The organism is Halomonas qaidamensis, from assembly GCF_025917315.1.
GTDB lineage: Bacteria > Pseudomonadota > Gammaproteobacteria > Pseudomonadales > Halomonadaceae > Vreelandella > Vreelandella qaidamensis.
Genome location: NZ_CP080627.1, coordinates 3,661,798 through 3,686,794 on the forward strand (window position 1 = coordinate 3,661,798; position 24,997 = coordinate 3,686,794).

The following is a 24,997-nucleotide window of genomic DNA, read 5'->3' on the forward strand; positions in this document are numbered from 1 at the left end:
ACCGCTAAGCATATACAGAGGTTCCCCATCTCTTTAATTACCAGTGAGATAGGGCACCTTGATTAGCAGCGACTAGTTCAAGCCTAATAGATAATTCGCTACAGCCTCCATGTCGTTATCGCTCATTTTGGAAGCGATATCGCCCATGATGTTATTCGGGCTGTTGGCACGCTCACCGGAAGCAAAGTCTTGCAACGTAGACACCGTGTACTCTGCGTGCTGGCCTGAAAGTGCCGGATATACCGCACTACCGATGCCAGCCCCCGTGGGGGTATGACAAGCGCTGCACGCAGGAATACCTTTGGTCATATCACCTGCCCGGTACAACTCTTCACCTCGGGCTAAAAGCTCAGCATCTTCGTCGCTGGTCTGACCAAGGTTCGCATCTTGTCCTGCGAAATGAGCAGCAACGTCCCAAGCGTCTTGATCAGAGTAATCGTCAACCAGCCCCGCCATTTGCGCGACAACGCGGTTACCGTCGCGAATATCCATGATCTGCTTAGCTAGGTAGGACATTTGCTGTCCTGCTAGGTTGGGAAAAGCGCCCGATGGACTAATACCCTGCTGACCATGGCAGGCCGCGCAGGTTTGAGCCATTTCACGACCAGCCGCCGCATCCGCGTCCGCTTGGTGGTCGGTTTGAGCATGTACGGTGCCAACGGCACCCATGGTAATTGCCAGGCTTGCCAGTAACTTTCTCATTGCTATTCCACTATGCCGTTTGATTATTGACTGGTACGCACCCTGGGCGCTGCCCAGGTTCAGCACTTTACCAGGGTCAGCTCCGCCAAAACGAACAACATGTCGTGTTGGTCGCTGCTGGCTAGAGCGCGATGGTACACTAGCGCCCCAGGTCGCAGTTATAAACCGCTTGCATTATAACGAATCACCCTAGCGGCGGGAATGCAAGTCCAGGTCTGCTTTTGGGGTAATTCGTCGCGGTACCGTCATTTACTCACGTTAACGTGGTGAAACGGGCCGTCTTATACGTCTGTTTTTCAGGATTAACACCATGTCTACTGCTAATGATAACCCAATCGCCCGGCTGAACTACCCCACTGCCCGCTTTATGATCAGTGCACCAACACTTGCCCTGTGCCCAGATGATACTGGCGCAGAAGTAGCGTTTGCCGGGCGCTCCAATGCGGGTAAATCAAGTGCGATTAATGCACTTACCCAACAAAATGCCTTAGCCCGTACCTCACGTACACCGGGCCGTACTCAGCTAATCAACTTTTTCAGCATCATGAACGACGAGTCACGCCGCTTAGTCGACTTACCCGGCTACGGCTACGCCAAAGTACCGGAAGCCGTGAAGCTTGAGTGGCAGCAGCACCTGTCTGATTATCTACGCGGTCGCTTCAGCCTACGCGGTCTTGTACTGCTAATGGACGTGCGCCATCCGCTAACCGAATTTGATCAAATGATGCTCAACTATGCCGACAAGCGCGAAATGCCCGTGCATATTCTGCTCACCAAGTCCGATAAATTAAAAAAAGGTCCTGCTAGTGCCACGCTGCAAAAAGTCCGCTCTCGCCTTAAAGAGTGGGAAGACCTAGTCTCAGTTCAGCTTTTCTCGTCGCTCAAACGCGATGGTGTGGATACACTTTCACAAAAACTTGACCAGTGGCTGCATACCCCTGAGTAAACCAAGGTTTGCCGAACAAGCCAAGTTTTCCCAAACAAGCTGAACCTTGCTAACGATACATTATCTTGCCAACCAAGCCTGGCTACTTAAAATCCGCCGCAACCGCTATATTAGGGGCGTCGTTCTAACCACTCGATTAGTTCGGGCAGCTCTTTCACGTGGGCAATGCGGTGAATACGTGCGGGCAAGGCTTGATCGCCTTGCGCGGCAATCCATGCGGCATGCATGCCCAGCTGCTGGGCAGGCACTACGTCTTCTTGCCAGGAGTCACCTACATGCATCGCGCGATGGGGCGCTACGTTAAGACGCTCCAGGGCAGTGAGAAACGGCTTAGGATCTGGTTTTGGTGCCAATAACTCCCCGGCTGCAATAGCGACTGGGAAGTACGCTGCTAACGGCTGACGTTTAAGATGAATATTGCCATTGGTAATAGCCGCTAGTTGGTATCGCTCGCTCAACGCGGATAACAGCCCAGCGGCTTCAGCGTGCGGCGTTACTTGAACCCGCAGGCGATGAAACTCATTCATAGCAGCGGCAGCCCACAGCAATGCACTACTGCGTGTTAAGCCTTGGGCTTCCAACTGTGCTTCTAACGCCCGCAATCGCAGCCAGGTAAAATCACCGCGCCGTTCTGGCACTCGCTTGGCCCACTCTTGGCGGCGCTCTAGGTAATCGGCCAGCCCCTGCTGGTAACTCAGCGCTAATGGCGCTTCATGGCGAGTTTTGCGCCACACCGCCAGCGCTTCAATTAGCCAACGATAGTGGCCCTCTTCCGTTTTTAACATCACGCCTTGGTTGTCCCACAGCGTATCATCAAGATCAAACGTAATCGCTTGTAGCGAAGCCATGGTTAACTCCGTGTAGGGCGGCGTTTAGCGCGGGGGTGAGCCGCATCATAACTTTCGGCTAAATGCTGCCAATCGAGGCGGGTGTAGACTTGAGTCGTCGATAAATTAGCATGCCCCAGCAACTCCTGAACCGCCCGCAGGTCTTGGCTGGACTCCAATAAATGACTTGCGAACGAGTGCCGCAATCGATGGGGATGAAGGTGTTCGGGCAAACCCCGCACAATAGAAAGTTGCGCCAACCGTTTTTGAATACCACGATGCCCTAAGCGCTGCCCACGCTGGCCGACAAATAGCGCCATTTCACCCGTTGCCGCCATTTCAGAGCGACACAGCAACCACGCCGTAATCGCTTGATCTGCTCGCTTACCAACGGGCACTTGCCGAGGCTTACTGCCCTTACCCACCACTCTCACATGATGGGCATTTAAGTGACTCACATCCAGCGCAGCAAGTTCCGCTAACCGTAGGCCGCTAGAGTAAAACAACTCAAGCATTGCTTGGTCACGTATTGCCAGCGGCGTGCCATCGTGTGGCGTATCTAAAAAACGTGATAGCGCATCAACATCAAGCGGCCTTGGTAAATGGCTTGGCTGCTTTGGCGTACGCAGTAATCCCACAGGGTTGTCGGCAAGTACGTGCTGCTGCACAAGATAGTCAGCAAAACGTGATAGCGCAGCGCGGCGGCGGGCCAAGCTTCTCGGCGCAAGACCGCGGCTTCGCTCGGCCCCTAAAAAGGCGCGCAGAAATGCAGTGTCTAACGTCTCTGCATCGGTTACACCGCGTTGCTCAGAAAAACGCAGCAGAGCGTTTAAATCCTGACGATACGCCGCCACCGTGGCAGGGCTTGCATGGGCAGCAAGTTTACGTAAATACACGTCGACCTGCGTCGTTAAGGAGCCTGGGCTACCCATGATGATCTAGGCGAAGCAGTAGCCGTGCCACGATATCGCTCAAGTACTCGGTAAATAACGTATCCATACTGGCGCGGTAACAGTCCGGGTCGGGGCTTGCGAGAAGTAAATAGCCCAGCTGCTCGCCTGCGGAAAGCCGCGAAATGGCGCAGGAACCCGCCCGCCGGGGTGTTTTGGTATGCGGCAACAGGCATTTCCAATCGCTAACGCTGAGCTTGACACAACGACTGGTGCGCCCATCAAGCAGCGCGGCGAGACGTGCGCTGGCATGCTGATCTAACACATGCCGCGGTGGTTGGGGCGGTGTGGGTTCATCGTCACTTAATGAAGATGGGCACCATAGCGCCATAGCGGGGGTTTGAAAGTGCTCGCTTAATTGGATGGCCAGCGCTTGGGCCAACGTATCGCGATCTTCAGCTTCAACCAAGCTGAGCAGCGTCTCACGCAGACGACGGTACTGTGCTTCATTATGCCGCGCGGTTTCCAGAAGATGCTCAAGCCGCCCCTCTGCTGTTTCAGCACGTTGACGTAAGTCAATCACCAGACGCTCTAGCAGCGATACCGCCCCATCGATGTGGGGATGCGGCACCTTGAGCTGCTGCAGCAAGCCTTCACGGCCAACAAAAAAATCGGGATGGCGAGCCAGCCAAAACGCCACTTGATCAGGGTCGAGCGTTTTGCGCGGCTCAAGAGCTTGAGACATCGCCGTACTCCTCGAATTAGTTGAGCGTGACACGCCCGTCAAAAACACGTGTGGCAGGGCCCACCATTACCAGCGATGATTCAGGGTCTGGCCACTCAATACTGAGCTGCCCTCCTGGCAAATGAACATTCACCGGACTTTTCAACAGCCCCTGCCGAATACCGCTAGCCACCGCAGCACAGGCACCGGTACCGCAGGCAAGCGTCTCACCACTGCCGCGCTCATATACTCGCAAACGAATTTCGCTGGGTGACACCACCTGCATAAAGCCCACGTTAACCCGCTTAGGAAAGCGAGGGTGGGACTCAAGCAGCGGCCCAAGATGCTCAACGGGCGCACTATCAACACTTTCCACCTGTAACACGGCATGGGGATTGCCCATTGAGACAACCCCTAGTTCCAGCGTGTCACCATCGACATCGACAGCGTGTAGCGGCTGATCACCCGGTGCTTCAAACGGCAGTGTGGCGGGGTTAAAGCGCGGTCGGCCCATGTCAACACGCACCATACCGTCGTGCTGAACATTAAGTACCAAGGGCCCACCGGCAGTTTCCACATGAATTTCATGCTTATGGGTCAGGCGCTGATCACGGACAAAACGAGCAAAACAGCGTGCCCCATTGCCGCAATTTTCAACTTCACTGCCATCGGCATTAAAAATGCGGTAGCGAAAATCCATTTCCGGATCTCGGGGTGGCTCAACCACCAGTAATTGGTCAAAACCAATACCAAAGCGCCGATCTGCCAGCTGGCGAATCTGTTCATCACGCAGGCGAGCCCGCTGAGTAACTAGGTCCACCACCATAAAATCATTACCCAGACCATGCATTTTGGTGAAGTGCAACAGCATCAGCGCCCCCCTTCCGGCAGAAGTGTTTCGCCGGCCCACAGGCTTTCCAGGCTTTCCCGTGCGCGCACCACATGGTAGCTGCTGCCATCGACCATCACTTCAGGAGGGCGCGGACGGCTATTGTAATTCGACGCCATCACAAAGCCGTAAGCGCCTGCTGATCGAACGGCCAGTAAATCGCCCTCAGCAATTGCTAGATCGCGCTCTTTACCGAGAAAATCACCAGTTTCACAGACAGGACCAACAACATCATAGACCGCACGTTCGCGCTGCTGGCGGGTATCCACCGGCACAATAGCTTGCCATGCCTGATACAACGCGGGACGGATCAGGTCATTCATAGCGGCATCAACAATCGCGAAATTTTTGGTTTCACCGGGCTTTAAAAACTCTACACGGGTCAACATTAAGCCCGCGTTAGCCGCAATAGAGCGACCTGGCTCAAAAAGCAACGTAAGCGCTTCACCACCCTCCCAGCGAGACAGGCGCGCCAGCAGCTGGCTTGCATAATCAAACGGTTGGGGTGGCTTTTCATCACGATAGGGAACACCTAGCCCACCACCCAGATCCAAGTGATCAATTTCAATACCACGCTCACGCAGCCGCTCCATTAACATCAAGAGCCGCTCTAGCGCATCTAGAAATGGTGCAGTTTCGGTAAGTTGAGAACCGATATGGCAGTCTAGCCCGGTGACGCGCAAATTAGGCAAACTGGCGGCGAGGCTGTAAACATCTAGCGCCTCATCCACTGGAATACCAAACTTGTTATCTTTCAGCCCAGTAGAAATGTACGGGTGGGTGCCAGCGTCCACATCCGGGTTTACCCGCAGTGATACCGGCGCCACCTTGCCAAGCTCTGCTGCGACAGCATTTAGCCGCTCAAGCTCGGGACGGGATTCAACGTTAAAGCATTTAATGCCAACCTCAAGCGCGCGGGCCATTTCATGCGGCTGCTTGGCCACGCCTGAAAACACCACTTTTGATGGGTTGCCGCCCGCTTTCAGTACGCGCTCAAGCTCGCCGATCGAAACAATATCAAACCCAGCCCCTAACCGTGCGAGCAAACCCAGCACCGCCAAGTTGGAATTGGCTTTCACTGCATAACAAATCAGATGAGGATGGCCACCCAGGGCTTCGGTATAGGCTCGAAAATGGCGCTCTAACGTTGCTTTTGAGTAGACATAACAGGGCGTACCAAGATCAGCAGCGACCTGAGTAAGCGGGACATCTTCGGCATAAAGCACGCCATCACGATAGTTAAAGTGATCCATTACCCCTCCTGCTCGGCAGCCGAACCCTGAGTGTCTTCGTCAGGCATATAAAGCGGCCCTTTCTGGCCGCAGCCCACTAATAACAGCGTGACCAGCAGCACCGTACTAAAGATGGTAGTCACACGCTTCATGCATCACCTTTCAGCGCAGCTAACGCCTCGCTAGCACGGCTGGCAGCGGCGCGAACCTGGTCAGGCGCGGTGCCACCGATATGGTTACGGGCGGCAACAGAACCCTCTAATGTGAGCACCTCAAACACATCCTGCCCAATCGTGGCAGAGAACTGCTGCAACTCTTCAAGGGTCATTTCAGACAGATCTTTCTTAGTCTTCAAGCCGTAAGCCACCGATTGACCGACAATTTCATGGGCATCGCGGAAGGCGACGCCTTTGCGAACCAAGTAATCAGCAAGGTCCGTGGCGGTAGAGAATCCGCGACGCGCTGCTTCATACATGCTGTCTTTTTTCGGTTCAATAGCAGGCACCATGTCGGCAAAGGCTTTTAAGCAGTCGCGCACGGTATCAACGGCGTCAAACAGCGGCTCTTTATCTTCCTGATTGTCTTTGTTGTAGGCCAGGGGCTGAGACTTCATTAGCGTAAGCAGCGCCATTAGGTGGCCATAGACTCGACCGGTTTTGCCACGCACCAGTTCGGGCACATCCGGGTTTTTCTTCTGCGGCATAATAGAAGAGCCAGTACAGAAGCGGTCAGGCAGGTCGATAAAGTCAAACTGGGCGCTGGTCCACAGCACCAGCTCTTCACTCATCCGCGACAGGTGCATTAACAAAATGCTGGCGAAGCTGGTGAATTCGATCGCAAAGTCTCGGTCGGACACGGCGTCCAGCGAGTTTTCTGCGGGGCGATCAAAGCCTAGCAATTCGGCGGTGACATGGCGGTCAATGGGATACGTGGTGCCGGCCAGCGCCGCTGCGCCCAAGGGCATGACATTGACGCGCTTGCGGCAGTCCAACAGGCGCTCGTGGTCACGGGTTAACATCTCTTGCCATGCCAATAGGTGGTGGCCAAAGGTCACCGGCTGCGCCGTTTGTAAGTGGGTGAAACCGGGCATGATGGTATCGGCTTCACGATCGGCAAGCTCAATCATGCCTTCGCGCAGGCGAACCAACTCCGCTTCGATCACATCGATCTCATCGCGCATAAACAGGCGAATATCCGTCGCCACCTGGTCGTTACGTGAACGGCCTGTGTGTAGCTTTTTACCGGTAATACCAATTTTATCCGTCAACCGTGCTTCAATATTCATGTGCACGTCTTCAAGCGGGATTGACCAGTTAAACTCGCCACGCTCAATTTCGCCCTGAATCTCGGTGAGCCCATTGATAATGGTGTCGCGCTCATCATCGGTTAGTACACCGACTCGCGCTAGCATAGTGGCGTGGGCAATCGAGCCCTGAATATCCTGACGCGCTAGGCGCTGATCGAAAGTCACAGACGCAGTGAAGCGTGCAACAAAGGCATCGGTGGGCTCGCTAAAGCGACCGCCCCAAGACTGGTTCGTAGCTTGGCTCATCGGAGGCATATCCTGCTGACAAAACTAAAGGAATCGTTATAAGAAAGTGTACCAGAGTCGCCGCACTCAGCGGCATGCCGTTTTTTAGTCGTTTTTCACATGGGGTGCGGCTCAGCATCATTGCGGGGGTGGTGAGATTCATTTAAGTAGCTACTGATCGCTAACATGGGCATCGGGCGGGCAAAGTAGAAGCCTTGAAAATGCGCGCAATAACGGGCATTGAGATACGCATATTGTGCAGCTGTCTCCACACCTTCAATTAAAACTTCCAGGCCCAGCTTAACAGCCATGGTCACCACACCATCAACAATGGCAGCGTCCCGAGTGTCGTTAACGACATCACGAATAAAGGAACGATCGATTTTAAGCTTGTTGATCGGTAAACGTTTTAGGTAGCTAAGGCTTGAAAAACCGGTTCCGAAATCATCCAGAGCAATATGCACACCTAATGCGCGCAGATCCTGCAATGTTTGTATGGCGTGCTCAGTACTGTCCATTAGCACGCCTTCGGTAAGCTCTAACTCTAATAAATCAGGCGCTAGGCCTGTCTGCTCAAGCACACGCTGAATAGATAGCAAAAAGCCAGCACGCTGAAACTGCATCGGCGAAATATTAACCGCCATTGTAACGGGCATCGTTGTGCGCGCATTCAGCTCGACCGCATCACGGCATGCCCTCTCCAGCACCCACTCACTAATCGGCATGATCTGCCCAGTGTCTTCTGCCAGACTAATAAACTGGGCGGGGGAAATATAACCACGCTCGGGGTGATACCAGCGAATCAGTGCCTCTACCCCCGTCACCCGGCCAGTAGCACCCTGTATTTGCGGCTGATAATGCAGCTCAAACTGCGACTGTTCGATGGCCTGTTGTAACGCGTGTCGTAAATTAACCCGCTTAGTCACTTTTCGATTTAACTCATCGGTGTACCACTGATAAGTATTGCGCCCTTGCCGTTTGGCTTTATACATCGCTAAATCAGCCTGCTGTATTAGCTGGCGCGGCTCGCTAATCGTTCCATCATCAGTGGCAATGCCCATACTCGCCGTAATACGCAACTCGCTGTCACGATACCAGTAGGGCGCAGAAAGACGCGCAAGCAGTCGTTCCACTACCTGCAACACATCTTGTTCGTGAGCCAAATCAGGTAGCAAAACGATAAATTCATCACCACCAAAACGCGCCACGGTATCCCAGGGACGCAGCTCTTCTTCCAGGCGCTTGGCGACCTCAATTAAAATGTGATCGCCTACATCGTGCCCTAGCGTATCGTTGATCGGCTTGAAATCATCCAGGTCGACAAATAGCACGGCAATGTATCGGCGATAACGCTTGGCTAACAGGCAACCTTGCGACAGCCGCTGATCAAGCATTAATCGGTTAGGTAGGCCGGTTAATGCATCATGACTGGCGTTATGGCGAAGCTGAGCTTGATATTCACGCTGCGCGGTAATGTCATTTTGTACGCCTACAAAGTGCGTCACAAGGCCAGCGGCATCTCGTACAGGAGACACATATAGGTCATTCCAAAACGGCACTCCATTACATCGGTAGTTACGTATAACGACATGTACGTCTTGCTGGGCATAAATGCCTTTGCGCAGCTTAGCCAAGGTAGCTGGATCCGTTTCTTCACCCTGAAGAAACCGGCAATTTTGCCCTAACGCCTTAGTGCGGGAGTAGCCCGTAATCCGCTCGAAGGCTGCGTTCACATAAACCATCGGTAAATCTTGACGCTGGGCATCAACGATAATTACGCCGTTTGTGCTTGCTTCAACGCTACGCTCCAGCAGTGTGAGCTGTCGTTCAGTCGCCTTGCGCTCAGTAATGTTTTGGGTTGATCCCTGAACCTGAATAATCTGCCCCAACTCATCACGTACGGCTTTGCCAATCACTCTCACCCACAGCCTTACCGCTTGCCGAGTAACGATTTCTAGTTCCTCATCAAAGCTGGTTCCGCTCTCGCAACAGGCACTAAACACTTCACGGATACGTGGCCGAGAGCTAGGCGCGTAAAAGGTCATCGCTTCTTCAATGGTCGGCTTAAAACCATCGGGGACGCCATGTAGACGGCACACTTCATTCGACCAAATGGGCAACCCTTCGGCCATATCCACGTACCAACCCCCTATCAGCGCCGTTTCGCCAGCAATTTGAAACAGCCGTTGATTACGAATGAGCTGTTTCTCAACGGCTTTTCGGCGGGAAATATCGCGGGCGATCACGTAGATAACACGATCACCCGCTGCGGCGGTCACTTCTAACCACACCACTTTTCCTTCTGCCGTCAGTGCTCGAACGTCAAACGGAGCTACTTTCTTGTGGGACTGGAGACGCGACAACGCCTCTTCAATAACCGGGATATCTCGATGGTCTACTAGCTTGCTACATGGCTTACCAACCCATTCGCTGGCGGAATAACCCAGCAAGTTTTCAAACATCGGGTTGATGTTGAGTAAGATACCTGCGAAATCAATACAGATGAATAAGTCTTGTGACAACAGGAAGAATTGGTCTAGCTTGCCTTGAGGATTAACAAAGGGCATGGCGCCACCTAACGGGTGAATGGCCAAACAGTGCCGTCATAAATTTGACCGGTTATTTTTACTGTGTGGCTGGGTGCTTTATGATGAGACTTATCATAGTTCGTCGCGCAGTGTCAGCGGCAAAGGGAGAATAACGTGTCATCCATTACTAAATTGCGCATCGCTACGCGTAAAAGTCAGTTAGCCATGTGGCAGGCCGAACACGTCCGCGACCGTTTAATGGCGGCACACAGCGGCTTGGAAGTCGAACTCATCGCACTTTCCACAAAAGGCGATAAGATTCTCGATACACCGCTTTCAAAAATTGGCGGTAAAGGTCTTTTTGTCAAAGAGCTGGAAGATGCCATGCTCGATGGACGTGCCGATATTGCCGTACATTCAATGAAAGATGTGCCTATGCATTTTCCTGAAGGGCTAGGACTTTCCGTTATTTTGGAAGGTGCCGACCCAACCGATGCATTTGTATCCAATCATTATAACAGCATTGACGAGCTACCTGAGGGAGCTCGAATCGGTACTGCTAGTTTGCGCCGTGGTTTGCAGATGCGAGAAGCACGCCCTGATCTGCAAATCCTCAACCTACGCGGTAACGTACAGACCCGTTTGGCAAAATTAGATGCGGGCGACTTCGATGCCATTATTCTCGCCACCTCTGGCTTAAAGCGCCTGGGACTTGATGCGCGCATTGCTCAGGCACTTCCACCTGAAATCTGCCTTCCCGCCTGTGGTCAAGGGGCGCTAGGCATCGAGTGCCGTCTGCATGACCCAGAGTTAATTGGCTTATTAGCCCCACTGGATGATCCCGATACAGCGACTCGTGTGCGTGCCGAACGTGCAATGAACACCCGCCTGGAAGGCGGCTGCCAAGTACCTATCGCAGGACATGCCATACTTGATAAGACAAACGACACTATTTGGCTACGTGGCCTAGTCGGCAACCCTGAAGGCACCGAGGTACTACGCGCTGAGGGCAGTGGCTCTATCCATGAACCTGAAGCCTTGGGCATCCGTATCGCCGAAGAGCTGCTGGATCAAGGGGCCGGCGATATTTTAGCCGAGGTGTATGGCCGCAACGTATGAGTCTACCGGTACTGATCTGTCGCCCTGGTGACCGCGGAGAGGCGTTAACAGCCACGCTGCATGCTCAAGGTGCTCTTGTGGAGCACCTTGATGTCATGCGTTTGGAAACACTGCCTGAAGATCCCGCCCTGCGAAGCACATGGTTAAACATTGATCAGTACCACAAAATAGTGGTGGTCAGTCCTTTCGCCGCTTACTGTTTAAGCGAAGCGTTTGATCGCTATTGGCCACAGCTTCCTGTGGGCATCGACTACTACAGCGTAGGCCGAGCTACGGCAAATGTATTATTTGAACAGCTAGGCGTACGTGTTCATATGCCTTCGCCTAGCCATGGAGAAGACACGAGTGAGGCACTGCTGTCTCTTGCCTCACTCCAAACGCTCACGCATCAGCGTGTACTTCTGGTAGCTGGAGAAGGTGGCCGCACATTATTAGCCGAGACGCTGAGTGCGCGGGGGGCCAACGTTACCCGTGTTGCTGTGTACCGGCGCGTATATCAAGCGCCCCTACCAGCCATGCAACAACGTCTATTAACCGGCGATTATCGAGCGTTAATCGTGACGAGCAGCGAACTGCTTGAACATCTGGCAAAATGGTGTGAACACGCAGCGTTGAACCAACCGCTAATCGTTTCCAGTCACCGTTTAGCTAAACTGGCCGGTAAACTGGGTTTTCGTGACCTCAAGGTGGCGTCGGGAGCAACGCCCGCTGCATTGGCAGCGGCGTTAAGTCGGTTCTGCAACCCAAAGGGTGCCGATGTCGATCAAGGAACTTAATAAGGGCTAGCGACAGATGAGCAAACAACCAAACGATCAGGAAGGCGTACAGAACACGTCTGCCGAGGCATCTCAAAGCGACGCTAAACCGAGCGACACTTCCGCGTCAGCTTCGCCAAGCAATGAGACGTCAACGCCAGGCAATGCGGCAGCATCTTCTTACGCTGCTAAAAACAGCCGCTCGCGTCGCCGTAACAAGGGAGGCAACAGCACTCCCCACGCCAGCACAGTGTCAACGAATGCCAGCCATGGTGAAGCTTCGACCCAATCAAGTGCTGATACCAAACAAGCGGCCGATACAAAGCCAGCAGCAGACGATAAACCGTCAGCAGGCGCCAAAACGGCAGGCGCTAAGCCAACAAACAGTGGCAGTCATGCGTCTGGAAATGCTGCGCACGTCCCACCTACTGCCAACAACGCTAGCAACAACAGTGGTGGTGGTAACAAAGGCAGTGGTATCGCCATTGTGCTGGTGATTATCCTGGCTCTGGCCATTGGTTTTGTCGCTTGGCAAGGATGGCAGCGCTTGGATAACCAGCAGCAGCGTATTGACGAGCTCGCCCAGCAAACGCAAAACAATGCCTCACAGCAGGAAGTGAACGATCTAACATCGCGTATTGAAAGCAGTGAAGCTGAACGCAGCCAGGCGCTAGAAAACACGATGAGCGAACTACGTAGCGAGCTGGATAGTTATCGTGGTGAGGTCAACAACACACTAGACAACGTGCTGGCGCAGCTTTCTCAAGAGCAGGAGACCGACGAGCGCGACTGGTTACACGCCGAAGCCGCTTATCTGCTGCGTCTAGCTAACCAGCGCTTGCAGCTGGAAGGTGATGTTGAAGGCGCTGCTGCATTGCTGCGCACTGCTGATGCGCGCTTAGTCGATGCCGACAATCCAGCGTTAACACCAGTACGCCGTGAAATTGCTAATGAACTGGCTGCTCTTGACGCCGTGCCGCAAGTTGACCGCACTGGCATCTATCTTGCGCTGAACGCTCAACAAGAGCGTATCGCTGGCCTACGCCTATCGCAAGAAATTGAGGAGCGTGCCGTTACCTCTGGTATTGAGCAGCCACCCACGGGCACCTTCCAACGTCAGTTGGCCCGCTTTGGTGAAGAGTTAAAAGATCTTGTAGTGATCCGTCAGCATGACGAGGCATTAGAAACATTGATTACTCCAGAGCAAGAGTCCTACCTGCGTCAAAGCCTACGCTTGATCCTTGAACAGTCCCAGCTGGCGCTGCTCAAAGAAGAGCAAGAACTGTACGAAGCAAGTATTGATAAGGCGCTGGAACTGCTCAACGGCTACTACGACACCGAACGCGAAGAGACGCAAAGCGTTATTGCTCGCCTGCAAGAATTGAAGCAAACCCAGGTACAACCTGAGCTACCGGATATCAGCGCTTCTCAACAGGCGCTAGCAAGCTTCATTGAGAACCGTTTTGAGTCGCGTCGCCAAGGTGGAGGTGATGCATGAGAAAATTAATTCTCTTAATTGTTGCCGGTCTCGCGGTCGGCGCACTGTTTGGGCACCTGATGATGTCAGTGCCTGGTTATTGGCTAATACGCGTTGGTGACACCTCGCTACAAACGTCATTCTGGTTTGGCTTGGTGCTGCTGCTAGGCGCGTTTATTGTTTTGCATTTTGCGCTACGTTTGCTCTCCGGCATTATTCGCCCAGTCGGACGCTTTCGCACTTGGAACAGCCGAGCCCGCAACCGTCGCGCGATGAAACGCACCGTGCGCGGTTTGGTTGCTTTAACTGAAGGCCGCTGGAAAAAAGCTGAGAAAACGTTGGTACGCGCGGCTGACGATTCCAGCACACCTCTTGTGAATTATCTTTCTGCGGCACTGGCAGCGCATTACCAAGGCCATCATGAAAAATCCCAGGAGCATTTGAATCAAGCACAGCTCACCACTGACGGAGCCGACACGGCCATCGGCCTAATGCAGGCTCAACTGATGATTGACCGTCAGCAGCCTGAAGAGGCACTGGCCATTCTGAGCCGGCTGGATAAGAAACTGCCCAACCACCCTCAAGTGCTCAAGCTTCTTAAGCAAGTCCACCTAAGCGTTAACGACTGGGAAGGCCTACGCCGTTTAATACCGCGTCTAGCTGCACAAAAACTGATCACCCAGCAAGAGCGTGAACAACTGGAGTTTAAAGCGTACCGCGAGCTGATTGTTTTTGAGGCTAAAAACCCCACTAACATTGAGCGCGTGCGAGGCCTCTGGGCCGATATGCCGGACTATCTACGGGGCAATACCGAACTCATCGTGCTTTACACCGAAGCGCTTTTACAAGCCAACGAAGAGCCGATTGCCGAGCGCTTGCTCAACCATTCGTTGGATAACCACTGGGATGCGCGCTTGGTTAAACGTTATGGCTTAATCAACGTTGATGCCGCCCGCCAATTAGCAAAAGCGGAAAAGTGGTTGCAAGAGCGTCCTAACGACCCCGAACTCCTGCTGGCCTGTGGTCGGCTGTCGCTGCGGACTGGCAAATGGGAGAAAGCGCTGGAGTACTTTGAAGCTAGCCAGCGCCAACGTCCTAGTGGTGAAGTTTGTGCAGAACTTGCACGCCTCTATGCAAGTCTTGGCGAGCACAACAAAAGTCAGCTCTATTACCGCCACAGCGTCGATATGCTCGCTAAGTCACTGCCTTCGCTCCCACAGCCAAGCGATGCTAATGACAGCAAGCAAAGCGAACCCCAAACGTCCGTTAAGAAAAGCGCGTAACAATCTAAACAGCAACAATCAAAAAGGGTGCTCATTGAGCACCCTTTTGTATATTTACGCGTTGATACCTGTCCATTCATATGCATAGCATTGTACGCCAGCATTCCTGGCTATTTAGCCAACGATAACAGCACTGCCTCCAGTGCTGCGCAATACCCTTGAACCCCTAAGCCTGCAATCACACCATCAGCCCGTAAAGAGACATAGGAGTGATGCCGAAACGCTTCACGTTTATGTACATTGGATAAATGGACTTCAATTACTTTGCCATCAAACGCATTCAGCGCGTCAAGAATCGCGACAGAGGTATGGGTATAAGCCGCCGGATTAATAATAATCGCCTGGGTACTATCAAGACGCGCGGCATGGATAGCATCGATCAGCTCGCCTTCGTGGTTGCTTTGCAGGCATGTAATATCACAACCTGCCATCACTGCTTTTTCACGCAGAAGATTATTTACGTCTTCTAAGGTGTCGTAGCCATAGATCTCTGGCTGGCGACTCCCCAGCAAATTGAGATTCGGTCCATGAAGCACCAAGACTTTTCCCTGACGCATGACATTCTCCTGAACGGTGTATTGGGCCTAACATTCATCGGCAAAAATAACGCTAAAGCCCCGTTCTATCACCTTCCTCGTAACACTGCCAGCGCCTGCTCAAGAGATGCCTGCTGGCGCTGAGCATAGAGCGCAATCTCATCAATTACCGCAGCCCCCAGGTGTTGCTCAAACTGAGCCTGATTCGCATGGCTTGAGTACTCATCACGCTGATGTTCGCCCAGGTTTGATTGGAAGATACCAGCAGCACTCACAGGCAAAAAATCTTCATAGATCATCGGCTGACAGACCAGTGCGCCCTGCTCAATTAACACCTCAACCCCAGCGGCATCCACGTTATCTGGCAAAGCCACCTGCTTACCTGGCACTGCGTAGTAATGAAAGAACGCTAATGCCTCCCGCCGCAGCGTGGTGGCGTCATCGGGAAATGCCTGAAACACCTCCGCCAGCTGCGCTTGATGAGTCGCGTTGTCCGGTGCCACGGGTAATGACCGTGATTCTGCCAGTAAATGGTCGTAAAGCTCGCGGCCTTTATGGGTCAAGGCAACGCCACGCTGTTCAATTTCACCAAAGCGGGCAGTGTGGTGGCCTTGGGCATTATCAGCAAAGGTGATGGTTTCTTCGAGCGCTTTAAAACTGGTTTGGCGTAGCAAAATAGGACACACCCGACGCGGTGGGCCTTCAATCACCGCTTTTGGATTAATTCCAACGTCCGGCATGCGACGTTGTACCTCATCAATATCCAGAGTCCGTGGCGTTAAATGATTGATATGCGGCCCATGAAAGCACACCACATCAGCGATCAGGCGGTGTTCTTTGTGCAATCGGTGGTAGGTCTCGACATCCACCGTTGCATCGTGATGCCAGCGAAACGTCGTAAGGGCGGCCTCTACAAAGGCGTCAGCATCATTCGTGCTTAAACCGCCCTGCTGTTCACAGCGCTCTATTAGCGCGACTGCTTGGGGCGTAACGATCTCACGGCGCTGCAAAATTTCCCGTGCCTGCTCTCGCAGCGCCGCGTTTTCAATTAATTCAAGGCGCAGTAACGATGTAAATACCCGAAATGGGTTACGCTTCAGTGCTTCATCATCGACGGGCCGAAAGGCCGTAGAGTGAACCGGCACCCCCGCAGCGGCTAAATCGTAGTAGCCTACTGGCACCATGCCCATAACCGCAAACATCCGTCGCAACAACGAAAGTTCTTCCGGTAGCCCCACACGAATCGCCCCATGACGTTCAACGTTAATACGTGAAAGCTCCCCTGTGGCCGCTAACGCATCCGCTAGCGCAGGATCCTGACTGAGCGCGTCATCATTCACCACTTCAACCAGCGAAAGCAGCGTGCCGTATTGGGGTACTTCCTGTTGATACATCGCTGACATCGCTTTCGAAAACTGGTCACGAATATCATCAGAGCTAACGTAATCGGAACACATGGGCAGTCCTATTGATTGGCAACACATTTAGACATGGCGAACATGACTGTCGAGGAGCTAGTTGGCATAGTAGCGCTGCCAGCATCAGAAAAATTTCATAATTTTCGCGTTTACCTTCATTTAAACGCCTTTCATGACGCGCTATGCCACCCTCGTTCCGTCAGGTAGTTGCCAAATAGAGTTACACTAACGATCAAAATGAAGATAAAAAAGAAGCTTAAACGCCCATGAAAAACCCCGTCATGACGCCACCGCTATACCTTGGTCTCCCCATGTGGGCCAATCAAGACTGGTTGGGCAGCCTGTACCCACGCCACGCTAAAACGGATCTGCTGAGTGACTATGCGGCGGTTTTTTCAAGCGTTGAGGGCAACACAACGTTTTATAGCGGCGCACCAAAGCCAGAAACAGTGGCCGCGTGGGCGCGGCAAACTCCACCCCATTTTCGTTTCTGCTTTAAACTGCCTGCCACGATCACCCATGACCAGCGTTTAACCCAACCCGAAAATGCCTGGGCGTTTATAGAGGCACTCGCGCCACTGCATGATCGTCTTGGCCCCACCATGATTCAGCTACCGCGCGATTTCAGCCCTTCGGAGCTGCCCCAGCTAGAAACACTCCTTGCACAATGGCCGACCCACTTACCGTGTGCAGTGGAGGTACGCCACCCCGCTTTTTTCCTCAAAGGCGATGCTGAAAAAGCCCTTAACCGCTTGTTAATAACTTATTCAGCTAACCGCGTGATGCTTGATGTTCGTCCGGTGTTTTCAACCCCTGCTAATGGCCATCCTGGCTTAGCGCATGCTCAGCAAGAAAAGCCGAAACTCCCGCTACACGTGCTTTCCACAGCAAATTATCCAGTCATTCGCTTCATTGGGCATATTGACAAAACAATTAATACAGACTATTTCACGCCGTGGATTGATCGGCTTGCCCTGTGGATAAGTCAGGGGAAAACCCCTTTCTTATTTGTGCATACTGCCGATAACCACGCGTCACCAGAACTAGCACGCTGTTTGTACCATGAAGTGCAACACCGCGTTACTTTGCCCGCCCTTTCGTCATTCGCTGGTGAGAAGCAGAGCCAACTGTTTTGATCAGTCTTTTTAGGCTAACTGACTGGCAACCCCCACCATGATCGGATAAATTGCGCGTACTTTCGGAAAATAACGCTGGAACCTTTCTATTTTCCGAAAATCGGCACATTAGGCTAATAACGCCTTATTACAATTAACTAAACAGGTGATTTCATGGCAAAACTTGCACATGCACAGTGGTCATCGCGCATGGGGTTTGTGCTGGCGGCCGCTGGTTCGGCCGTTGGCCTTGGCAACATTTGGCGCTTTTCTTATATGGTGGGCGACAGCGGTGGTGCAGCTTTCGTGCTTGTCTACCTTGCGTGCGTGGCGTTAGTAGGCCTGCCCATTTTGGTCGCTGAGTGGATGATTGGCCGTCGTGGCCAGAAAAACCCAATTAATACCATGGCTGACCTAGCTGCTGATCACGGTAAATCAAAAGCATGGGCATTAGTTGGCGTGAGCGGCGTGTTGGCAGCCTTTTTGATTTTGTCTTTTTACAGTGTCATTGGGGGCTGGTCACTGAACTACACCCTAGGTTCAGTCATTGGTACGTTTAACGGCCAAGATGCTGACGCAATTAGCGGTCTTTTTGGCGGCATGCTGGCTAGTCCGGTTACCCTACTTCTTTGGCATACCGCCTTTATGGTGCTTGTCATCGGGATTGTGGCGCGAGGCGTTACTAAAGGCCTGGAAAGCGCAGCACGGCTGCTAATGCCTGCCCTGGTGGTATTAATGTTGATACTAGTGGGCTATGGCGTAGCCAGCGGCTATTTTGGTGAAGCGCTAGCGTTTATGTTCCGCCCTGACTGGAGTGCGCTGAATGGTGGTGTCGTACTTGCTGCCATGGGCCAAGCCTTCTTCACCCTATCGCTGGGTATGGGCATCATGATGGCTTACGGCTCTTACCTTGGCGAAGACGTTAACCTTATTAGCACGGCACGCACGGTGATCATTCTTGACACGGTGATTGCACTGCTGGCGGGGCTAGCAATCTTCCCCATTGTGTTTGCGAATGGCCTTAGTGCTGGAGAAGGTCCAGGCTTGATTTTTGTCACGTTGCCATTGGCGTTCGGTAATATGGCAGGTGGTACAATTTTGGGCTTGATGTTCTTCTTGCTGCTGACCTTTGCGGCCTTAACATCAGCGATTTCATTGCTGGAGCCAACGGTAGAAATGCTCGAAGAACGTACGCCAATGTCTCGTGTCACCGCCACATTAGCGAGCGGGATTGGCGTATGGCTGCTTGGCGTTGCCGCATTGTTGTCGTTTAACGTATGGTCAGAGGTACTGTTCTTCGGCCTCAATATTTTCGATCTACTCGATACGTTTACTAGCAAGATCCTACTACCACTAACCGGCTTAGGGGCCATTGTGTTTGTTGCGTGGTGTTTGAAGCGCGACAGCGTAGAAGCCGAGCTTGGGCTTTCATCCACTGGCGTTAGCGTATGGAATGTCATCGCACGCTTCGTAGCGCCCGCGGGGGTTATTGTTGTGTTTGTCACCGGGCTACTTTAAGCCTTCGCTGACGACCGTAACGCAGGATACCGCCCTAAGCGTGAACGGGGCGGATCTGATGCACCGCCCGCTTATCCCTAAGTGCGCTTTTTAATTAATGCAATTCGCTCTCTTGCTGTTCTTCATCATCTGGCAAGGGAGCGATATCCCGCGATAACTTCTGAAACTCCCGATGCAGTTCAATTCCCCGACGCGCCCGCAGGCTGCGCTGGGCTGCACTACGCCGACGTTGAACATGTTCATCGACTTCTATACTCATAAAGATGTCGAGCAGTTCGCTTTTTACCGAGGTAATTCGTTCGATATTTCTCATAATCGACGTTCCTCCAGGTGAATATGCCTACGTCCACCTGCATCCGTGACGACTGTTTTTCAAATGATGCAGTGCGGCACTTCACTTCTTACTATAACCTACTTGACAAAATGATGACGAATCCTGCTGAAATGTCTTAACGACGTTTAAACGCATGAGTAAATCGCATTTATACTGTTTCTGCATCGTGCCCTCTGCAACGTACGCTGCAGAGAACACTCAGGCATACTGTTATCAGTATGCCTGCATAAGCACTAAAGAGAATTTAAGGAGCTGAACGTGAGCCGCGCCCTGTTCGATGAAATGAGACGCCGCATGGAGCATTTTCGTCGCTCCGAACAAAAGGTTGCGCGGTTTGTACTGCGCAACCCAGACGAGGTCATCCACATGCGGATTGTCGACCTCGCAACAGAGGCTAAAGTCAGCGAGCCCACCGTCGTGCGCTTCTGTCGCGCGCTTGGCTGCAACGGGTTCCAAGACTTTAAGCTCCAGCTTGCCCAAATGCTGGCCAGTGGCAGTCAGTTTGCCCAGTTCTCGATGAACGATAGCGATTCGGTTGCTGAGTTTTCCCACAGTATTTTTGACTCCACGGTGGGCACGCTTTTATCGGTACGCGACCGTCTTGATAATGATGCCCTTGGACGGGCCGTCAATGCGCTTGCCATGGCAAACCGCGTCGAGTTCTATGGCTTTGGGGCGTCCGGTGCCGTGGCTTTCGATGCCCAACACAAGTTCTTCCGCCTGCAAATATCGACCTCAGCTTATGCCGACCCTCATATGCAGAACATGTCGGCGGTCACGCTCAAAGAGGGTGATGTGGTGGTCGCCATCTCACAAACAGGCCGAACCAAAGCGCTGGTCGCTAGCGTTCGCTTAGCGCGTGAGGCAGGAGCCACCGTTATTGGCCTGTGCCCGAGTGACTCGCCGCTGGCCAGCGAAGTGAGCCTGCCGCTGTACATCGACGTGCATGAAGATACCGAAATCTACACACCGCTTAGCTCACGAATCGCCCATTTGGTACTGATTGACGTCCTTGCCGTTGGCGTTGCCAAAACGCGTGGCCCAAAGCTTGCTGAACAACTGAAAGCCGTCAAGAAGAGCCTGAATACGCTGCGTTACCCCGAAGAGTCGTAGTGCCTATCGACTGTATGCACAGCCAGTTCGCTGGCTGTGCTAAACTGGCCGCCCATTTTTCGAACCGGCAGCGGCTTATATGGACGACGTCACGGCGATACTTGATCAGCTTAACCCTGCCCAGCGCGAAGCGGTAAGCGCGCCCCAAGGCAACTTACTGGTACTGGCGGGAGCCGGGTCCGGTAAAACCCGCGTGCTGGTTCATCGCATTGCTTGGCTAATGCAGGCTGAAGGGCTTTCACCGTATGCCTTGTTGGCGGTTACGTTTACCAACAAAGCCGCGCGGGAAATGCGCACTCGTCTGGAAGCGCTGCTGAGCATCTCCATGCGCCATGTATGGGTCGGCACCTTTCACTCTATCGCTCACCGCTTGCTGCGCACTCACTGGCAGGATGCTCGGCTACCACAGCACTTTCAAATCATCGACTCCGATGACCAGTTACGGCTGGTAAAGCGAATGCTCAAAGATTACTCCATCGATGATGAGCGCTTCCCGCCCCGTCAGGTGCAGGGCTTCATTTCTGGCTGCAAAGAGGAAGGGCTCCGCCCACATCAAGTAAACGTGGACGGCGATGGTTATCTTGGCCAGATGGTCGAGCTATATGAGCGCTATCAATTTACCTGCGAACGCGGCGGCCTAGTGGACTTCGGCGAACTACTACTGCGCAGTCTTGAGCTGTTGCGCGACAACCCGCCACTTCTCAACCATTACCGCGAACGCTTTGGTCATGTATTGGTAGACGAGTTTCAGGACACTAATACGCTGCAATATGCGTGGTTAAAGCTTCTCACCGGGCAGCAAACACCGATGACCGCTGTCGGTGACGATGACCAGTCAATTTACGGTTGGCGCGGTGCTAAAGTGGAAAATATTCGCCGCTTTGAGGAGGAGTTTCCTGATACGCACACTGTACGCCTAGAGCAGAACTACCGCTCCACTAGCGCGATTCTGGAGGCCGCTAACACGCTGATTAGTCATAACAGTGAGCGGCTAGGCAAAAACCTGTGGACTGACGGTGTCGAAGGCGACCCTATTTCTATCTACGCCGGGTTTAACGACTTAGAAGAAGCCCGCTATATCGTCGATACCATCAAAGAAAAGGTCGATGAAGGGTTTAATCGCCGCGATATTGCCATTCTTTACCGCTCTAATGCTCAGTCGCGTTTACTGGAAGAGACGCTGATCCGCCAAGGGATGCCCTACCGTATTTACGGAGGACATCGCTTCTATGAACGTTTAGAGATCAAAAATGCCCTCGCCTACCTGCGGCTACTGCTTAATCGTGATGACGATGCCTCTCTGGAGCGCGTGATTAACGTGCCCACCCGCGGGATTGGCACCCGCACGGTTGAAATTGTGCGCCATCGCGCCCGAGAGCAAAGCGTTTCACTGTGGCAGGCGCTGCACGATGCCATCCAAGACGGCACGCTAAAAGGCCGTGCAGCCAACGCCGTGCAGACATTTGCCAACCTCATTGAGCAATTAGACAACGATGCATCTGGCTTGCCACTGCATGAAATTATCGACCATGTCACCGCTCATACTGGCCTTATCGAGCATCACAAGAGCGAGCGCGGCGAAAAAGGGCAAGCGCGCGTGGAAAACTTGGAAGAACTGGTGACCGCTGCTCGCGCCTTTACCCATGGCGATGCCTTCGAAACCCCTGAAGCGGGGGAAGGAATGGCGGCGCTGGAAGCATTTCTTTCTGAAGCGGCGCTTAATGCAGGCGACCATGAAGCCGATGAGTTTGAGGACAGTGTGCAATTGATGACACTGCACTCTGCCAAAGGCTTGGAGTTCCCCGTGGTGTTTATTGCCGGCGTTGAAGAGGGCCTGTTTCCTCATAAAATGTCGATCGAAGAGCCAGGGCGACTCGAAGAGGAAAGGCGACTTTGCTATGTCGGCGTTACCCGCGCAATGCAGAAGCTCTACCTGACCCATGCCGAAACCCGCCGTCTGCACGGCAAAGAAGTGTTTCCCAGGCCATCGCGTTTTCTACGTGAACTTCCCCCCCATCTATTGGAAGAAGTCCGCCTACGTGGTCATATTTCGCGTCCCGTTACCGCTTCACGCTCAAGTTTTACGCAGCAGCGTGTTGAAAGCGACGGCGATCTGCCTGCTCTGCATGTTGGCCAGCGGGTAATGCACCCAGTGTTTGGCGAAGGCATTATTCTTAATGCAGAAGGCGAAGGAGCCCGCGCTCGGGTTCAAGTCAGCTTTGAAGGGGAAGGGGTGAAATGGCTCGTACTAGGGTTTGCCAAACTCGCCCCACTTTGATCGGTGTTAACGTAAGCGTAAAGCTGTAGGCGAGCACTTGCCCATTAAAACCTGCTTAGCGCATACTGGCTAGTGGACACTGCGCTCACTGCGCGTTAATAAAAAAACATCAGATAATTTCGGAGTTATGCCCGCCATGCAACGCCGTCAATTTCTCAAAACCGCCGGCCTCGGTGCCGCCGGTGTCGCTGCTGCGCCTTTTGTTTCCACCGCTAGCGCCAACGAAACCTACACTTGGGACATGGTCACCTCCTGGCCGAAAAACTTCCCCGCGCTTGGTACAGGTGCCAATGACTTCGCACGTCGAGTTGAGCAACTCTCCAATGGCCGCATGCGCATACGCGTACACGGCGCTGGTGAACTTGTTCCTGCACTTGAAGTGTTTGATGCAGTCGCTGCTGGTACTGCCGAGATGGGACATTCCGCGTCCTACTACTGGCGCGGCAAGGTCGCAGCCTCACAGTTTTTCACCGCGGTACCGTTCGGTATGAACACCACTGAAATGAACGCATGGCTGTATCACGGTGGCGGTCAGGAACTGTGGGATGAAATTTACGCCAACCATAACCTAAAGCCTTTTGCTGTCGGCAACACCGGCACACAAATGGGCGGCTGGTTTAAAAAAGAGATCAACTCCCTAGATGACATGCAGGGCCTGAAACTGCGTCTTCCGGGCCTTGCTGGCGAAGCCATGAACGGCATTGGCGTTAGTACTGTCAACATGCCTGGTTCAGAAATTTTTACCTCGTTGCAAACCGGCGCTCTCGATGCCGCTGACTGGGTTGGGCCTTACAATGACATGGCATTTGGTCTTCACCAAGTGGCGGATTACTACTACACCTCTGCTTGGAATGAACCAACAGCCGTACTAGAAGGCACTGTTAATCTAGACGCCTGGAATGCGCTACCTGAAGACCTTCAAGATGTTATTCGTGAAGCCGCGCGGGCCTCTAACCTCGCCATGATTAGCGAATTTGCCTATCGTAATGCCCAGGCATTGGAAACTCTGGTCGATGAGCATGGCGTTCAACTACGCACCTTCCCGGAAGATGTAATGGCGGCACTGTATGAATCTTCAAAAGAGGCCATTCAACGCCAAGTAGACAATGACGAAGAGTCACGCCGTGTTTATGAATCCTACTCAGCCTTTCAGAAAGTAGTGCGTCCGTTCAGCGATGTAGGTGAATACGCTTACCTGAAAAACCGCGATAATGTCGGTGCCTAGAGACACCACGGTCTGTTAGTAGCACTAAAAAAGGGCGCCAAGGCGCCCTTTTCATTTCTAATGATTGTCAACGTTTTCAGCCATGTACTGCACGAATACGTCCATTATCGTCTAACGCCACCATGACAAAACGTGCTTCGGTCACTTTCTGTCGCTCTTCCAAATAGCGACCATGGGGAGGACGCACCCACACCTCAACATTAATCTTAATCGAGCTACGGCCTATTTCCCGCACGCTGGTGTAAACACTTACCATTGAACCTACACGCACTGGGCTTAAAAAATCCATCGCTTCAATTGCTACGGTTGCTGTGCGGCCGCCTGCCTCTCTGCCTGCGGCCAGCTCGGCGGCTTGGTCCATTTGATTAACTAGCCAGCCACCCGGAATATCACCATAGAGATTGGTATCTTGCCGAGAAGCCAGTAACTTTAAGGTGAGCTGCCCCTGCGGAGCAGGTACATCGTCTAAATCAGTATCCAGCGGTGTCATAAGGTAGTCGCTTCAAAAGGTTATTGTTGTGATGTTGCTGCATCGCAATAGGCTGGTAATAGTTAAT

The 24,997-nt window shown here is 53.0% G+C and carries 23 protein-coding genes; 10 read left to right on the plus strand and 13 right to left on the minus strand.

The window, feature by feature from the left end:
- Positions 1 to 72: 72 nt before the first annotated feature.
- A complete protein-coding gene (locus K1Y77_RS16495; RefSeq protein WP_030071463.1) occupies positions 73 to 702 on the minus strand; it encodes a c-type cytochrome in 630 nt (209 codons plus the stop codon).
- 310 nt (positions 703 to 1,012) lie between these two features.
- Here K1Y77_RS16495 and yihA point away from each other — a divergent pair, with 310 nt between their 5' ends.
- Entirely contained in the window at positions 1,013 to 1,648 is a 636-nt protein-coding gene (gene yihA, locus K1Y77_RS16500) for a ribosome biogenesis GTP-binding protein YihA/YsxC (protein WP_030071466.1), read from the plus strand.
- A gap of 110 nt (positions 1,649 to 1,758) precedes the next feature.
- On the opposite strand, the gene K1Y77_RS16505 is transcribed toward yihA, so the two are convergent.
- The 8 genes from K1Y77_RS16505 to K1Y77_RS16540 form a co-directional block, all read right to left on the minus strand.
- A complete protein-coding gene (locus K1Y77_RS16505) occupies positions 1,759 to 2,496 on the minus strand; it encodes an HAD family hydrolase (protein ID WP_030071467.1) in 738 nt (245 codons plus the stop codon).
- 2 nt (positions 2,497 to 2,498) lie between these two features.
- Positions 2,499 to 3,407, minus strand: coding sequence for a tyrosine recombinase XerC (locus K1Y77_RS16510; protein ID WP_264019114.1), 909 nt, complete (start codon positions 3,405 to 3,407; stop codon positions 2,499 to 2,501).
- A complete protein-coding gene (locus K1Y77_RS16515; protein WP_264429622.1) occupies positions 3,400 to 4,110 on the minus strand; it encodes a DUF484 family protein in 711 nt (236 codons plus the stop codon). The genes K1Y77_RS16510 and K1Y77_RS16515 overlap by 8 nt, the downstream gene beginning before the upstream one ends.
- A gap of 16 nt (positions 4,111 to 4,126) precedes the next feature.
- Entirely contained in the window at positions 4,127 to 4,960 is an 834-nt protein-coding gene (dapF, locus tag K1Y77_RS16520; protein WP_030071474.1) for a diaminopimelate epimerase, read from the minus strand.
- Positions 4,960 to 6,231, minus strand: a complete 1,272-nt coding sequence (gene lysA / locus K1Y77_RS16525) for a diaminopimelate decarboxylase (protein WP_030071475.1) — start codon at positions 6,229 to 6,231, stop codon at positions 4,960 to 4,962. The genes dapF and lysA overlap by 1 nt, the downstream gene beginning before the upstream one ends.
- Positions 6,231 to 6,362: an LPS translocon maturation chaperone LptM gene (gene lptM, locus K1Y77_RS16530; protein WP_084180399.1), complete on the minus strand. Its 132-nt coding sequence runs from the start codon at positions 6,360 to 6,362 to the stop codon at positions 6,231 to 6,233. Before lptM ends, lysA begins: the two co-directional genes overlap by 1 nt.
- The gene (gene argH, locus K1Y77_RS16535) at positions 6,359 to 7,762 is read right to left on the minus strand and encodes an argininosuccinate lyase (RefSeq protein WP_030071476.1); all 1,404 of its coding nucleotides are present in this window, start codon (positions 7,760 to 7,762) and stop codon (positions 6,359 to 6,361) included. Before argH ends, lptM begins: the two co-directional genes overlap by 4 nt.
- Positions 7,763 to 7,857: 95 nt before the next feature.
- The gene (locus tag K1Y77_RS16540; protein ID WP_264429624.1) at positions 7,858 to 10,308 is read right to left on the minus strand and encodes a sensor domain-containing protein; all 2,451 of its coding nucleotides are present in this window, start codon (positions 10,306 to 10,308) and stop codon (positions 7,858 to 7,860) included.
- 135 nt (positions 10,309 to 10,443) lie between these two features.
- Here K1Y77_RS16540 and hemC point away from each other — a divergent pair, with 135 nt between their 5' ends.
- From hemC to K1Y77_RS16560, 4 genes are read left to right on the plus strand one after another with little or no spacing between them, the layout of a single operon-like run.
- Positions 10,444 to 11,388 (plus strand): hydroxymethylbilane synthase, encoded by a 945-nt coding sequence (gene hemC / locus K1Y77_RS16545; RefSeq protein ID WP_030071478.1) that lies wholly within the window; start codon positions 10,444 to 10,446, stop codon positions 11,386 to 11,388.
- Positions 11,385 to 12,164 (plus strand): uroporphyrinogen-III synthase, encoded by a 780-nt coding sequence (locus K1Y77_RS16550; RefSeq protein WP_264429625.1) that lies wholly within the window; start codon positions 11,385 to 11,387, stop codon positions 12,162 to 12,164. The genes hemC and K1Y77_RS16550 overlap by 4 nt, the downstream gene beginning before the upstream one ends.
- Positions 12,165 to 12,180: 16 nt before the next feature.
- Positions 12,181 to 13,641, plus strand: coding sequence for a uroporphyrinogen-III C-methyltransferase (locus K1Y77_RS16555; RefSeq protein WP_264429626.1), 1,461 nt, complete (start codon positions 12,181 to 12,183; stop codon positions 13,639 to 13,641).
- On the plus strand, positions 13,638 to 14,903 hold the full coding sequence (locus K1Y77_RS16560; RefSeq protein WP_264429627.1) for a heme biosynthesis HemY N-terminal domain-containing protein: 1,266 nt from the start codon (positions 13,638 to 13,640) through the stop codon (positions 14,901 to 14,903). The genes K1Y77_RS16555 and K1Y77_RS16560 overlap by 4 nt, the downstream gene beginning before the upstream one ends.
- Before the next feature lie 110 nt (positions 14,904 to 15,013).
- On the opposite strand, the gene aroQ is transcribed toward K1Y77_RS16560, so the two are convergent.
- Positions 15,014 to 15,460 (minus strand): type II 3-dehydroquinate dehydratase, encoded by a 447-nt coding sequence (gene aroQ / locus K1Y77_RS16565; protein ID WP_264019110.1) that lies wholly within the window; start codon positions 15,458 to 15,460, stop codon positions 15,014 to 15,016.
- Between the two features lie 68 nt (positions 15,461 to 15,528).
- A complete protein-coding gene (gene hglS, locus K1Y77_RS16570) occupies positions 15,529 to 16,896 on the minus strand; it encodes a 2-oxoadipate dioxygenase/decarboxylase HglS (RefSeq protein ID WP_264429628.1) in 1,368 nt (455 codons plus the stop codon).
- A gap of 242 nt (positions 16,897 to 17,138) precedes the next feature.
- Between hglS and K1Y77_RS16575 the strand changes: the two genes are divergently transcribed.
- Positions 17,139 to 17,993, plus strand: a complete 855-nt coding sequence (locus K1Y77_RS16575; RefSeq protein ID WP_264431525.1) for a DUF72 domain-containing protein — start codon at positions 17,139 to 17,141, stop codon at positions 17,991 to 17,993.
- Positions 17,994 to 18,146: 153 nt separating this feature from the next.
- Positions 18,147 to 19,490 (plus strand): sodium-dependent transporter, encoded by a 1,344-nt coding sequence (locus K1Y77_RS16580; RefSeq protein WP_030071493.1) that lies wholly within the window; start codon positions 18,147 to 18,149, stop codon positions 19,488 to 19,490.
- Between the two features lie 94 nt (positions 19,491 to 19,584).
- Here K1Y77_RS16580 and K1Y77_RS16585 read toward each other — a convergent pair whose 3' ends face one another.
- Positions 19,585 to 19,803: a PA3496 family putative envelope integrity protein gene (locus K1Y77_RS16585; protein WP_030071494.1), complete on the minus strand. Its 219-nt coding sequence runs from the start codon at positions 19,801 to 19,803 to the stop codon at positions 19,585 to 19,587.
- Between the two features lie 279 nt (positions 19,804 to 20,082).
- Between K1Y77_RS16585 and hexR the strand changes: the two genes are divergently transcribed.
- From hexR to K1Y77_RS16600, 3 genes are all read left to right on the plus strand, one after another.
- Positions 20,083 to 20,937: a transcriptional regulator HexR gene (gene hexR, locus K1Y77_RS16590; protein WP_009723260.1), complete on the plus strand. Its 855-nt coding sequence runs from the start codon at positions 20,083 to 20,085 to the stop codon at positions 20,935 to 20,937.
- A gap of 79 nt (positions 20,938 to 21,016) precedes the next feature.
- Positions 21,017 to 23,215 carry a DNA helicase II gene (gene uvrD, locus K1Y77_RS16595; RefSeq protein ID WP_264429629.1) on the plus strand — a complete coding sequence of 733 codons (2,199 nt, stop codon included), beginning with the start codon at positions 21,017 to 21,019 and terminating at the stop codon, positions 23,213 to 23,215.
- A 136-nt stretch (positions 23,216 to 23,351) separates the two neighbouring features.
- Positions 23,352 to 24,440, plus strand: a complete 1,089-nt coding sequence (locus K1Y77_RS16600) for a TRAP transporter substrate-binding protein (protein WP_030071499.1) — start codon at positions 23,352 to 23,354, stop codon at positions 24,438 to 24,440.
- Positions 24,441 to 24,516: 76 nt separating this feature from the next.
- On the opposite strand, the gene K1Y77_RS16605 is transcribed toward K1Y77_RS16600, so the two are convergent.
- A complete protein-coding gene (locus tag K1Y77_RS16605; protein ID WP_030071501.1) occupies positions 24,517 to 24,930 on the minus strand; it encodes an acyl-CoA thioesterase in 414 nt (137 codons plus the stop codon).
- Positions 24,931 to 24,997 lie beyond the last annotated feature (67 nt).